Below are 12,886 nucleotides of genomic sequence, written 5' to 3' on the forward strand. Positions count from 1 at the left end.
GGCGTCAGTCCTTGGGGCGGTACGTCGTCGGCTCGACCGGGACTTTGATCTCGATGGGGTCGGAGTTCGCGAAGCGCAGGGTGAACTCGACCTTCTCACCGACCTTCGGCCGGTGGCTCAGTTTTGTCAGCATCAGATGATCGCCACCGCTGGCCAGCTCAAGCCGCCCGTTCGCCGGGACGTCCAGCGAACTCACCTGCTTCATCCGGTTGCCGACGGTGTGGTGCAGGGTGACCTCGGCGGCCAGCGGAGTGGAGACGGAGGTCAGCCGGTCCGCGCCGGCGCCGGCGTTCCGTACGGTCAGGAAGCCCGCCGCCATGTCGTCCATCGACGGCTGGGGGAGGTACGCGCCGCTGACGGAGAGCTTCGGACGGCCGCCGTCCTTCTCTTCCCCGCCGCCGTCACCGTCACCGGGGCCGCAGGCGGCGACCGCCGTGGACAGACCGAGGACGAGCGCCGCGGCGAGGGCCGTGCGGGAGGACGCGCCGCGGGTCACGGGTTCTGTCCCTTGACGATCTTCGGCAGGTCCTTGGCGTACTGCTCGGCGGTGGTGCCGGTGGTGTAGATCCAGTGGCCCTTGTCGTCCTGGGGCGCGTAGCCGACCACCTCGGCGCCGTGGCCGACGGTGATGCTGCCGTCCTTCTCCTTCTTGGGCTTGTCGACGTAGATGCCGAGCGTCCGGGCGGCGGCCTGGATGGTGTCGAAGCTGCCGGTGAGACCGACGAAGTCGTTGCCGCCCTGGGCGTTGAGCCAGGAGCGGATCCGCTTGGGCTTGTCGCGCTCGGGGTCGGTGGTCACGAAGACGACGCGGAGCTTCTTCCGCTCGGCCGCGGAGAGCTTCTTCTCGGCGATGCCGAGGTTGCTCATGGACAGCGGGCAGACGTCCGGGCAGTGCGTGTAGCCGAAGAAGAGCAGGGTGGGACGGCCCTTGGTCTCCTCGATGAGGTCGTACTTCTTGCCGTCGGTGTCGGTCAGGACGAGGTCCGGCTTGGCCTTCTCCTTGCCCTTGTCGAGCGAGATGGCCTTGCCCGACTGCTGGCCCCCCTTGACCTCGGCGGTGGCCGCCTTGTCGCCGTCGCCGCCGGAGCCGCCGCAGGCGGTCAGGGTGAGCGCGGCGGTGGCGACAACAGCGGTGCCCAGGATGGTGGTGCGCATGGAGCTGTTCTCCCGTGAGACGAGTGGATCGGTGCGGCGTGCAGGAGGTCCGGGCGTGCGGGCGGCGGGCCGGAGGGGCCCGCCGCCCCGGGCGGACCGCGCCGTCGGGTCAGGACGTGCGGTCACGCCGTGGGATCACGCCGCGGATGCCGGTGGGTCAGGCGGAGCGGCGGCGGCTGGCGAGGACGCCGAAGGCGACGCCCGCGATACCGACGACGATGCCCGCGACGCCCAGCACCCGGGCGGTGGTGTCGCTGCTGTCGCCGTCGGAGTCGTCGGCGGCGGTCTTCTCGCCGTCCTCGCCCTCGCCCTTGTCGTCGTCCTTGTGACCGGAGGCCGCGGCGCCGTGCGCGTCCGAGCCCTCGGCCGGGGCGACCAGCTTGAGGACCGGCGCCGGGTTCTCCGGCTCGTCCTCACCCTCCTTGGGCTCCTCGATCCAGCGCACGACCTCCTTGTTGTCGTACGTCTGGAGGGCCTTGAAGACGAGCTGGTCGGCGTCCTCGGGGAGCTGGCCGACGGAGAGCGGGAACTGCTGGAACTGGCCGGGCTCGATCGAACCGCCGGTCCAGGTGACCTTGGTGACCGCCTCGGTGATCTTCTCGCCGTGCATCTCGATCGGCTTGTCCAGCTTGCTCTTGGTGACCTTCACCTTCCAGCCGGGCACCGGCTGTGGCATCACCGAGGCGAGCGGATGGTCGGTCGGCAGGGTGACTTCGAGCTTGGTGGTCGAGGCGTCGTCGCGCTCGTTGGGCACCTTGAAGTTGACGGTGCTGTAGCCGCCCTTCTCGGCCTCACCGGGCTGCACGCTGACGTGCGCGAAGGCGGGGCCCGCGGCGAGCAGCACCAGGCCGCCCGCGGTGAGGGCTCCGAGAACCGGCAGACGACGAAGACGCATGGCGTTCATGGGGTACTCCAGGGATCCGAAACGGATGATCAGTGGGTGGCGCGCGTACGGCGAGGCCGCGGCCGCCCTCCGGAACCGCTGGAGGGGCGTCGCGTCGGTCAGGCCGCGAGGTCGTGACGCGGCGGACCCCGTCTGATCACGCTGTGCTGGAGTACGAGGGCCGTGACGGCCCCCTCGTCACGCTCGTCCCGGCGCGGCCGCAGGGGCCCGGCCGGGCGCAGTCCGGCCAGTCCGGTCAGCAGGGTCCGCACCAGCCGCAGCACGGCGCGCAGACCCCGGACCAACGCGACCTCGGCCACCTCGCGCGCCCCGCCCACCGAAAGCCGCACCACCCGCCACACGGCCACCTCGCCGCGGCGCAGCAGCCAGCCCATGGCGACGGCGGCCAGCAGATGGCCCAGCACCATGGGCAGTGACGGCAGCAGGCTGTCCACGGCGGGGACGTGCACGGCGGCCGACGCGGGGGTCAGCGGCACGGAGTGCATGGCGTGCGCGGCGTGCACATCCCCGACCGAGGAGGGGTCGATGCCCGCCCGCTCGACGATGCGCTGTGCGGTGGCGCTGTCCATCCGGCCGGGCACGGGGGCGCACAGCAGGTGCGCGGCCAGACTCATGACCCGGCTCTCGTGTCCGTCGGCCCGCAGGGCGGCCGCCGCCTGCTGCTGGCCGAGCCCGAACACGGTGTGCAGGACGAGCTGGCCCACGGCGAGCAGCCCGGCTATCCCGGGCAGCGACCGCTCGCGCCCGGCGAGCGGCACGGCCACCGAGAACAAAGCCGCAGCTCCGACGCCCACCGTCCACAGCGGCACGGTCGCGCAGGACGCGATGACATGCCCGGCCGCGGACAGCACGACGCAGACCGCGGTGAACACCGCGGCCCGCAGCATGCGGAGGTCGGCGCCCGCACGGGCGACAGGGGAAGCCATGGCGGCGCCATCATCCCACCGCGCACATGCGTTACCTACGGCGGGTAGGGCGTAACGGCGCACACCGGGACAGCCCCATACACCGGTGCGCCCGCCGTGCGCGTCCGCCGAATGAGCGGAGTCACGTCAATCGCACGCTTACGGACCATGGACCCAGGCAATACGTAACGGTATGTCGAGCCGCGGCCGGGAGGCTGGAGCATGAGCATCTGGTGGTCACTCCATTTGCCCCGCGAGGCGGCGAGCGTTCCCCTCGCACGACGACTACTCCTCGGCACGATGGAGACGGCCGGGGTGGACCCGGAGATCTCCTACGACCTGTCGGTCGCCCTCTCCGAGGCATGTGCGAACGCGGTGGAGCACGGCGGAGCCGACGGTACGGACGGTGATTACCGGGTCACGGCCTTCATCGACGGTGACACCTGCCGGATCGAGGTCACCGACTCGGGGCCCGGATTCACCCAGCGCGGCACCGTCCGTCGCGGACCGCGCACCCGCAGTGAGCGGCGCCCCGCCACCCCGCGCAGACCGCAGCACCCACAGGGTCCGGCACCCGCGCAGGCCGAGCACGGGCGGGGGCTGTTCCTGATCGAGGCCCTCACCGACCACGTCCGCTACCGCGACCGGCCGGGCCGCGGGGGTGTGGTGGTGAGCTTCGACAAGATCCTCAAGTGGCGCGAGGACTCCCTGCTCCGGGCGTCCTGACCGCCCTGACCGTCCTGGCCCCTCGGACCGTCCTGGTCCGGACCGTCGCTCAGCCGGTCCCCGGGGCCGGCTGCTCGGGCGGCAGTGCCCGGCACAGGGCGTCCAGCGCCGCCGGGAAGGCGTGCTCGGGCGGGGTCGCATAGCCGACGACCAGCCCCTCCAGCGGGGGCGTGGTCGCGTCCGGGTGCCGGTAGCCCGCGAGACCGTCGAGGGCCAGCCCCTGCCAGGAGGCGGCCTGGACGGCGGACCGTTCGGTGCCGGGCGGGAGTTCGAGCACCGCGTGCAGCCCGGCGGCGATCCCGGAGACCCGGATATGCGGGGCGCGTTCGGCGAGCGCGGCCACCAGCGCGTCCCGGCGGCGCCGGTAGCGCAGCCGCATCCGGCGCACATGACGGTCGTAGCCGCCGGATGCGATGAAGTCCGCGAGCGTGAGCTGGTCGAGCGCGCTCGCCCAGCCCTCCCGCTCGCCCTTCACGGACAGCACGACGTCGACGAGGTGGTCCGGCAGGACCATCCAGCCCAGCCGCAGCGCCGGGGAGAGGCTCTTGCTGACCGAACCCAGATAGAGCACCCGGTCCGGGTCGAGCCCCTGGACCGCGCCGACCGGCTGGCGGTCGTAGCGGAACTCCCCGTCGTAATCGTCCTCCAGGACGAGTCCCCCGCCGGCGCGCGCCCAGTCCACGGCCGCGGCGCGCCGCTCGGGGTGCAGCGGCCCGCCGGTCGGGAACTGGTGGGCGGGGGTGAGCAGGGCGGCCCGTACTGTCCGCAAGCCCGGATGGGAGGTCAGCTCCTCGGTACGGGCGCCGCAGTCGTCCAGCGGCAGCGGGACCGTGCGGACCCCGGCGGCGGACAGCAGGGAACGGTGGAAGGCCAGTCCGTACGACTCGACGGCCAGCGCCGGGCGCAGCACCTTGGTGCCGCTGAGCAGCCGCAGGGCGTGGGCGAAGCCCGAGCAGACCACGATCCGGTCCGGGTCGGTGCGCACCCCGCGGGCCCGCGCCAGGTAGTCGGCGAGCGCATGGCGCAGCTCGGCGCGGCCGTGCGGGTCACCGGGGCCGAACGCCTCGTTGGGCGCGGCGGTCAGGGCGCGGCGGGCGGAGGCGAGCCAGGCGGTGCGGGGGAAGGCGGAGGCGTCCGGCTGGCCCTGGAGCAGATTGTGGGCGGGGCGCGGTGGCGGCGCGGCCCGGCGTCTGCGGCCGGTGGGAGCCGCCGGGGCGGGGCGTCCGCCGCGCTCCCGGCCGGTGTGCCGCGGCGGGGGCGGCGCGGTCCGGGCGGCCACCCGGGTGCCGGAGCCCTGGCGGGCGGTGAGCCAGCCCTCGGCGACCAGCTCGGCGTAGGCGTCGGCGACCGTGTTGCGGGCGATCCCGAGGTCGGCGGCGAGCGAGCGGTAGGGCGGCAGCCGGGTGCCGGGGGCGAGCCGCCCGCCACGGACGGCCTCGCGCAGCGCGCTCATCAGCGCGGTGCGGCGGCTGCCCGCGCGGGTCAGCTCCAGATGGAGGTCACTGCCGAGGATCTCCGCCGAATTGACCCGCGATTCCGCCATGGAAATGCACCCTACAACCTGTCACATCGAGGCTTAGATTCGTCGTCATGACCACAACGACCGAGACGACCACGACGACGGACGCCGAGACGACCGCCGAGACGAGCACCGGGGGGACGCGTCCCGCGCGGGTGGACTTCGCCAAGGCCGCCCCCAAGGCTTTCAAGGCGCTCATCGGACTGGACGCCGCCGCGCGGGAGGGCCTGGACCCGGCCCTGGTGGAGCTGGTGCAGATCCGCGCCTCCCAGCTGAACCACTGCGCCTACTGCCTCCATATGCACACCACCGATGCCCACGCGGCGGGCGAGAGCCCCGAGCGGATCAACCTGGTGGGCGTCTGGGAGGAGGCGGGCGAGGCCGGGTTCTACACCGCGAAGGAGCAGGCGGCCCTGGCGCTCACCGAGGCGGTCACCCTGCTGCCGGGCGGGGTCCCCGACGAGGTGTACGAGCGGGCCGCCCGGCACTTCGAGGAGGCGGAGCTGGCCCGGCTCATCGCGCTGATCTTCACCATCAACGCCTGGAACCGGATCGCGGTGACCACCCGCAAGGTGCCCGGCAAGGGCTGACGCGGCTGACGGCCCGCGGTGTGCCCGGCCGGGCTCGCGACAGCGGAACGGGGGAGCGGCGGGTGCCGCTCCCCCGTGGGGTGCGTGTGGTGCGGCCGGAGGACCGGAGGGTCAGCCGGTGAGGCGGGCCATCCACGCCTCGACCTCATCGGCCCGGCGCGGCAGCCCGGCGGACAGATTGCGGTTCCCGTCCTCCGTCACCAGGATGTCGTCCTCGATCCGGACGCCGATGCCGCGGTACTCCTCGGGCACGGTCAGATCGTCGGCCTGGAAGTACAGACCCGGTTCGACCGTGAGGCACATCCCCGGCTCCAGGGTGCCGTCGACGTAGGTCTCGGTGCGGGCCACGGCGCAGTCGTGCACATCCAGGCCGAGCATGTGGCCGGTGCCGTGGAGGGTCCAGCGGCGCTGGAGGCCGAGCTCGAGCACCCGCTCGACCGGACCCTCGACCAGGCCCCACTCCACCAGCCTGGTGGCCAGCACATGCTGGGAGGCGTCATGGAAGTCGCGGTACTTGGCACCCGGCTTGACCGCGGCGATGCCCGCCTCCTGCGCCTCGTACACCGCGTCGTAGATCTTGCGCTGGAGCGCGCTGTAGGTGCCGTTGATCGGCAGGGTGCGGGTGACGTCCGCGGTGTAGAGGGTGTCGGTCTCCACCCCCGCGTCCAGCAGCAGCAGATCGCCGGAGCGGACCCGGCCGTCGTTGCGCACCCAGTGGAGGGTGGTGGCGTGCGGTCCGGCGGCGCAGATGGAGCCGTAGCCGACGTCGTTGCCCTCGACCCGGGCCCGCAGGAAGAACGTGCCCTCGATATAGCGCTCGGAGGTGGCCTCGGCCTTGTCCAGCACCTTCACGACGTCCTCGAAGCCGCGGACCGTGGAGTCCACCGCCTTCTGGAGCTGGCCGACCTCGAACTCGTCCTTGACCAGGCGCTGCTCACTGAGGAAGACGCGCAGCTCCTCGTCGCGCTCACCGGTGACCTTGTCGGTCAGCGCGGCCTCGAGACCGGCGTCGTGGCCGCGCACGATGCGGACCGGTCCGGTGGCGGCCCGCAGGTCGTCGGCGACCGTGCGGACGTCCTTGACCGGCACGCCGTACAGCCGCTCGGCCTCGGTCAGGCTGTTCCGCCGACCGACCCACAGCTCACCCTGGCCGTCCAGCCAGAACTCGCCGTTCTCCCGGTCGGAGCGCGGCAGCAGGTAGAGGCTCGCGGTGTGGCCCTCGCCGCCCGCCTCCGGCTCCAGGACCAGGACGCCGTCCTCGGTCTGGTCACCGGTGAGGTAGACGTACTCGGTGGCCGCGCGGAAGCGGAACTCCGTGTCATTGGACCGGGTGCGGAGCTTGCCCGCGGGGATGACCAGGCGTTCGCCGGGGAAGCGCGCGGAGAGCGCGGCACGGCGGCGGGCGGTGTGCGGAGCCTGCTCCACGGGCTCCAGGTCGTGCAGCTCGGTGTCCGCCCAGCCGGACCGCATGTTCTCGGCGAGCTCATCGGAGACGCCCGGGTACAGGCCGTTCTTCCGCTGCTGGATGGGCTGCTCCTCGGCCTCCGGGGTCTCCAGGGCTTCAGGAGTGGGCTCCTCGGTCACGACATCCTCCTCGAACTGGACCTCTCCCATGGTAGGTGGGGGGACACGGCCGCCGGGAGGGCGGAGAAGGCCATGCCGCGACCGGGCCGCGGCGGGCGGCGCGGCCCGGCGGCGCGGCCCGGCGGGGGCGGTCCGGAGCGGGCGGCTCAGTCGAAGCGGACCGCGAGCAGGACCAGGTCCTCGGTGCCGTCCCCGGTGTCCGCGCCCCCGGGCAGCACCGTGCGCAGCACATGGTCCAGCAGCGCGTCCACGTCGTGGCGGACGGCCTTGGGCGCGCTCGCGGCGGCCGCCTGGAGCCGGGCGAAGGCGCGGTCCATGGGTTCCCCGGTGCGGTGCAGCAGCCCGTCGCTGTAGAAGAGGAGCGTTTCTCCACAGCCGGGCTCCAGCTCCACGCTCGGGGCCTCCCAGCAGGAGAGCATCCCCAGCGGCGCGGACAGCGTGGTCTCCACGAACTCGGTGCGCCGGTCACCGGTGATCAGCGGTGGGCAGTGCCCGGCCCCGGCCAGCACCACCCGGCGCGGACCGGGCTCGCAGTACGCGAACAGGGCGGTCGCGGAGCGGGCGGGTTCGGTGAGGCGCAGCAGCAGTTCGAGGTCGGACAGGACGGCGACCGGATCCTCCCCCTCCATCACCGCGTACGCGCGCAGGGAGGCACGCAGCCGTCCCATCGCGACCACGGCGCTGGGGCCGGTCCCGGTCACCCCGCCGACGGAGATCCCGAGCGCGCCGTCCGGCAGCGGCAGCGCGTCGTACCAGTCCCCGCCGCCGTACGGAGCGGGGTGGTGGCGGACGGCGAGCCGGACGCCGGGCACCCGGGGCAGCCGGGTGGGCAGCAGCTCCTCCCGGACGGTCGCCACGGCGGCGTGGGCGCGGCGCAGTTCCAGCAGCCGGGCGAGGTGGGCGGCGGCGTAACGGCAGTACAGGCCGATCAGATGACGCTGCCGCTCACCGGGTTCCGCGGGTTCGTCGTAGAGCCAGGCGGCGGCGCCCAGGCGTCCGGCGGGGCGGTCGGCTCCCACGGCCGTCACGGCGCCCGGCGCGCCCTCGGGAGCGGGGGCCGTACCGGGGCGGCCGGGGCCGGGGCTGCTCGCATCGTCCGCGGCGGCCGGGCCGGCGGTGGCGACGGAACCGGCGGCGGTCTCCGCGCCGGGGCCGGGGGAGGGTGTGACCAGCCCCGGCGGGGTGACGGCACCGGACCCCTCGGCGCCGGAGGGGGTGTCCAGCGGAACCGCGTAGCTGGCGGCGAACCCGAGCCGGGCCGCCACCTCGCGGTGGCGGGGGTCGAGATCGGCCTCGCTCGCGATGTCCGGATGCCTGACGTCGGCGCGCCGCTCACCGTCCGGTTCGGGCAGTCCGTCGAGCAGATGGCCGGCGGAGGCGGAACCGCGCGGGATCGTCTCGATCTGGCCGAGATCGGCATGGCCGAGACCGAGGCCGACGGTGGTCACCGGACCGAGGCCGTCGGACGGCTCCAGCGCCACGAGACCGCGCTGCGCGCCCACCAGGGCGGCACCCGCGCGCAGCAGCTCGTGCAGCGCGCCGTCGAGCGTGTCGGTGCGGATCAGCCGCTCGGTCAGCTCATGGAGGGTGGTGAGGTCCGACACCCATTCGGCGAGGCGGTCCTGGACCCCGGGACCGAGATCGGGACCCGGGTCCGGCGCCGCGGCAGGGGGCGTAACGGGGTCGGCAGTTTGCGTGGGCGCCGGGAGGGAAGAATCGATTCCAGCCACTTTCGGCAGGTGGGGCGCGTTCATGGCCCGCTGCTTTCGCCCGCCGCGTCCGGCTCGCTCAATAGCATCGCAAACCCCCTGTCGTGCTGCGCCGCTACTGTGCCGCTACTGTCTCCAGATGTACACGCACCGAAGAGGCGATGTCCAGCATTGTCCCGGTGGTCTTGTTGGTGTCTGGGGGGAATTCAACTTGGCTGAAAAAAAGTCGTTAGGCTGTCAATTTGGGGTCGACTGACGTCAGTCGGCAGCGCGTCGTCTCCACCGCGGCGGGTACACATCGGAGAGGAGCCGGGGGCAGTTCGCATCGCCCCGGAACCCCGTGGCCGGTCCAGGCGTCATAGACGACAACGGCCGCGCCCATCCCCGAGTGACGAGGAAACGCACCACAGGACGGTAAGCGCCATGCGCGCGCCACCCCTCGCCACGTTCCACGCTCGGCCTGCGGCGTGATGCGCTGCCTCGTACGCGCAGTGACTTGTGATCCACGTGCTGTCAACGGCCGAACGATGCCGTGCAGCGCCACGTAGTGCCTTGTAGAAGTGCCATGAAGTGCGACGGATACAGCCCTCGGCGTTAACGGAAAGGAACGAGCGCTCATGCGCGAGATCCTCGGAAGGCGACGCAAGTTCTCGCTGCGGCGCGGCGCACGGTCGCCGCTGCTCCGCGGCGCGCTCACCTGCGCCACCGAGTGGCAGTGGCCCGTACTCCCGGGCATCGGGCTCCAGCCCGGCGGTGGACGCGTCCGGGTGTGCGGCTGTCCCGACCCGGACTGCGCGGTGCCGGGCGGTCACCCGTTCGAACCCGTGCTGCTGGCCGCCACCACCGATCCGCGCATGGTGCGCTGGTGGTGGGCCAACCGCCCCGCTGCCCCCCTGCTCCTGGCCACCGGGGGCCGCGGGCCCTGCGCGGTGAGCCTGCCGGCCGTCGCCGGGGCACGGGCGCTGGCCGTGTTCGACCAGGCGGGGGTGCGGCTCGGTCCGGTGGTCGCCACCCCCACCCGCTGGTCGCTGCTGGTGGCTCCGTACTCCCTGGAGGAGCTCGGCGAACTGCTGAACCGCCAGGACTGGGTGCCCAGCTCGCTGCGGTTCCACGGTGACGGCGGCTATCTGGCGCTGCCGCCGTCCCAGACCGGACCGGGCCGGGTGCGCTGGGAGCGCGCCCCGCAGCGGCGCGGCGGACAGCCCTGGCTGCCGGAGGTGTCCTCGGTGGTGGACGCGCTGGTCGAGGCGAGCAGCAGCGCACCCGACGGCGGCAGCCGACTGGCCTACTAGGCCGGGCGGCTCCGCGCGTTCCCGCGCGGCTCTCCGCATCGGCGTTCATGCATATTCATAGATCCGCATATCCGCAGAAGAAGAAGCGCGGTGGGGCAGAGCCCCACCGCGCTGTCGTGTGGTGCGCGGGATGCGGTGTGCCCGCCTTCTCTTGCCTTCATATCCCCGCGTTCATGTCACCGTGTCTGCGAGGCGCCTTCGCGGCGCCTTCTGGGCGGCCTGAGGGCGGCTGGGGACCTTGGGGCCGTACGGGTCCGGATCGCCCGCCACGGAGCAACTCCCGCGTCTGCGGGGCGGATTGATCATTCGTCGGGCCGTACCGTCCGGCCGGGCTCCGCGGCGTCGCGCGTCTCGTCCGGCTCCGGACATGGAAGCGCCCGGTCGCTGGCGACGGGGGATGCACCAGCGACCGGGCTTTTAGAACCGTAACAAGAGATCGGCCGTTAGCAAATTCGATCGCGGATTTCCGGACGCGGATTTCCAGGCCGTAACGGTGAGTTGTGAGCAGGGTCACGTGTGCCGGGCGGGGTGGGACCGCCCGGCCGCGACGGTCAGCTCAGGGTCACCTGACGGTTGGTGAGACCGCCGCGGGCACGCCGCTGCTCGGGCGTCAGCGGGGTGCCGTCGGCGAGCGCCTCCGCGAGCCGCTCGGCCAGCTCCTGGGCGGGCTTCTCGGTGTCCTCGGCGGGCATCCCCTTGGGCAGGTCCCACACCGGGACGGTGAGCCCGTGGGCCCGGAAGGAGCCCACCAGACGGGTGTTCTCGCCCAGCGAGGAGGCGCCCGCGGCATGCAGCCGGGCGAGCGCGTCCAGCAGCTTCTCCTCCGGGTGCGCCATCACCCAGCGCAGGTGGTTCTTCTCCGGGGTCTCGCACCAGTAGGCGGCGTCCACACCGGCGAGCCGGGCGGTCGGGATCGCGGCCGCGTTGGCCCGCTCCAGGGACGCGGCGACCTCCCCGCTCGCGTTCGCCGCGTCCTCGAGCCAGAACTCGAAACCCTCGTGCAGGGTCGGCGTGAAACCGCCCTTCGGGTCGAGCAGGTCCTGGAGCCGCGGACCGTCGCCGGGCGCCCGCTCGGCGGAGACCGGAGTGCCGGGCTCGGCGGTGAGGGCGCGCCGCAGCGTGTCGGCGAGGTCGCGGCTGATGTCGCCGGAGGGGGTGTCGTTCTGGAGGCCGATCAGCACCGCGCCGTTGTCCCGGCGCAGCGCGGGCCAGGCCATGGGCAGCACGGTGGCGAGGGTGACCGACGGCACGCCCTCGGGCAGCCCGTCGGCCAGGTTCAGTTCGACGGTGGCGGCGGGCACCAGCTCGCGCAGCGCCACCCAGTCGCATTCGCCGGGGAGCCCTTCGAAGGGGCGCTGCACCAGCTCGGTGACGGCGTGGGCCGCCTCCCTGCCGTGACAGGCTTTGTAACGACGGCCCGAGCCACAGGGGCAGGGCTCGCGCGCGCCCACCACCGGGATGTCGCCCGTTGTCGCCCGGGGGGCTGCGGCCTTCGTCTGGGGGCGGCGCTTCTTGGCCATGGTGTGGCTGTCTCCCGATCGTGCGGCAGGGCTTGCTCGTACGGGCGGGAGCCTAGCCCGTTGGCCGAACTTCGTCGGCTCGATGGGCCGCGTCGGCTACGCGAGCTCGTCCAGATCGGCGAAGTCCAGCTCGCGGTCGAAGTCGGGATCGATGTTCGTCTCGGGGGTGTTCGTGTCCGGTTTCGCCGCCGGCGGGTCCGGCTGCTGCGGGATTGCCACGGGGGCGGTCCGCTCGGACTCGGTGCGGCCGGGCCGGGGTGCGGGGTCGGTGCCGAGCCCGGCGGTGGGTCCGGCGGCCGGTCCGGGGATGAGCCCGGTGGCCGGTCCCGAGGTGAGCCCGGCGGTGAGTCCGTCCGTCAGACCCGCGGTCAGCCCGGGGTCCAGATCGGTCAGCCCGGGAGCCAGATCGGCCGGGATCGTGACCCGCTTCATAAAACCGTCATCGGCCGGAAGCAGTGCCCAGACCGTGACTTCGCCGACGCCGTCCCGGACGCCCCAGTCATCGGCCAGGGTGCGGATGATGTGGAGTCCCCGGCCACCGCGTGCGGTGACAGAAGGTTTGGCCGGAAGGGGCCTTGTGGGTCCGCCACCATCGGTGACCTCGACGGTCAGCCGCTCATCCTCGTCAACGCTCCACGCCGCCCGGACCGTGTCATCACCCTGGTCGGAACGCCATGGGCGGCCATGACGCCATGCGTTGCTGAGCAATTCCGAAAGGATCAATACAGCGTCGTCTATGACCGATTCCGATACCCCAGTCCTGCCCAAATCGCCACGCATCCAATGTCTTGCCGCGCGGACACCCGCAGGACCATGGGGTACGGCCATGGTCGACGACGTCGGCACCTGCCGTGCCACCACCAACGCCACCCCCGAGACCTCCTTAGCCCCACGCCACGGGATGGATGCCCCAATGGGCTGGAGCGGAAACAGGCCAAGTGGCATCGTGTGACGCACTCGCCACGATCGAATGCGTACCGAA

General features: G+C 72.7%; 12 protein-coding genes. 3 read left to right on the forward strand and 9 right to left on the reverse strand.

Annotation, left to right across the window (positions count from 1 at the left end; genetic code table 11):
- Window positions 1-4 precede the first annotated feature (4 nt).
- The 4 genes from NMK44_RS22960 to NMK44_RS22975 form a co-directional block, all read right to left on the reverse strand.
- On the reverse strand, window positions 5-496 hold the full coding sequence (locus NMK44_RS22960) for a copper chaperone PCu(A)C (protein ID WP_254746013.1): 492 nt from the start codon (window positions 494-496) through the stop codon (window positions 5-7).
- Window positions 493-1,155 carry an SCO family protein gene (locus NMK44_RS22965; protein WP_254746014.1) on the reverse strand — a complete coding sequence of 221 codons (663 nt, stop codon included), beginning with the start codon at window positions 1,153-1,155 and terminating at the stop codon, window positions 493-495. Before NMK44_RS22965 ends, NMK44_RS22960 begins: the two co-directional genes overlap by 4 nt.
- Window positions 1,156-1,312: 157 nt before the next feature.
- Window positions 1,313-2,059 (reverse strand): YcnI family copper-binding membrane protein, encoded by a 747-nt coding sequence (locus tag NMK44_RS22970; protein ID WP_374215323.1) that lies wholly within the window; start codon window positions 2,057-2,059, stop codon window positions 1,313-1,315.
- A gap of 98 nt (window positions 2,060-2,157) precedes the next feature.
- Window positions 2,158-2,985: a hypothetical protein gene (locus tag NMK44_RS22975; protein ID WP_254746015.1), complete on the reverse strand. Its 828-nt coding sequence runs from the start codon at window positions 2,983-2,985 to the stop codon at window positions 2,158-2,160.
- A gap of 201 nt (window positions 2,986-3,186) precedes the next feature.
- Here NMK44_RS22975 and NMK44_RS22980 point away from each other — a divergent pair, with 201 nt between their 5' ends.
- Window positions 3,187-3,690, forward strand: coding sequence for an ATP-binding protein (locus tag NMK44_RS22980; RefSeq protein WP_254746016.1), 504 nt, complete (start codon window positions 3,187-3,189; stop codon window positions 3,688-3,690).
- 49 nt (window positions 3,691-3,739) lie between these two features.
- Here the strand turns inward: NMK44_RS22980 and pdxR are convergent, their stop codons facing one another.
- Entirely contained in the window at window positions 3,740-5,233 is a 1,494-nt protein-coding gene (pdxR, locus tag NMK44_RS22985) for a MocR-like pyridoxine biosynthesis transcription factor PdxR (RefSeq protein ID WP_254746017.1), read from the reverse strand.
- Window positions 5,234-5,280: 47 nt separating this feature from the next.
- Between pdxR and NMK44_RS22990 the strand changes: the two genes are divergently transcribed.
- Entirely contained in the window at window positions 5,281-5,799 is a 519-nt protein-coding gene (locus tag NMK44_RS22990; protein WP_254746018.1) for a carboxymuconolactone decarboxylase family protein, read from the forward strand.
- A 111-nt stretch (window positions 5,800-5,910) separates the two neighbouring features.
- On the opposite strand, the gene NMK44_RS22995 is transcribed toward NMK44_RS22990, so the two are convergent.
- Together NMK44_RS22995 and NMK44_RS23000 are read right to left on the reverse strand one after the other, a co-directional pair.
- Complete coding sequence (locus tag NMK44_RS22995) at window positions 5,911-7,383, reverse strand: aminopeptidase P family protein (protein ID WP_374215324.1); 1,473 nt, start codon at window positions 7,381-7,383, stop codon at window positions 5,911-5,913.
- Window positions 7,384-7,529: 146 nt separating this feature from the next.
- A complete protein-coding gene (locus NMK44_RS23000) occupies window positions 7,530-9,137 on the reverse strand; it encodes a PP2C family protein-serine/threonine phosphatase (protein ID WP_254746021.1) in 1,608 nt (535 codons plus the stop codon).
- 572 nt (window positions 9,138-9,709) lie between these two features.
- Here NMK44_RS23000 and NMK44_RS23005 point away from each other — a divergent pair.
- Window positions 9,710-10,384, forward strand: coding sequence for a bifunctional DNA primase/polymerase (locus NMK44_RS23005; RefSeq protein WP_254746023.1), 675 nt, complete (start codon window positions 9,710-9,712; stop codon window positions 10,382-10,384).
- Between the two features lie 551 nt (window positions 10,385-10,935).
- Here the strand turns inward: NMK44_RS23005 and NMK44_RS23010 are convergent.
- Window positions 10,936-11,904, reverse strand: a complete 969-nt coding sequence (locus tag NMK44_RS23010) for a DUF5926 family protein (protein ID WP_254746025.1) — start codon at window positions 11,902-11,904, stop codon at window positions 10,936-10,938.
- 96 nt (window positions 11,905-12,000) lie between these two features.
- Window positions 12,001-12,732, reverse strand: a complete 732-nt coding sequence (locus tag NMK44_RS42725; RefSeq protein WP_374215329.1) for an ATP-binding protein — start codon at window positions 12,730-12,732, stop codon at window positions 12,001-12,003.
- Between the last annotated feature and the right edge of the window lie 154 nt (window positions 12,733-12,886).

Source organism: Streptomyces cucumeris, from assembly GCF_024295805.1.
GTDB classification, from domain to species: Bacteria; Actinomycetota; Actinomycetes; order Streptomycetales; family Streptomycetaceae; genus Streptomyces; species Streptomyces cucumeris.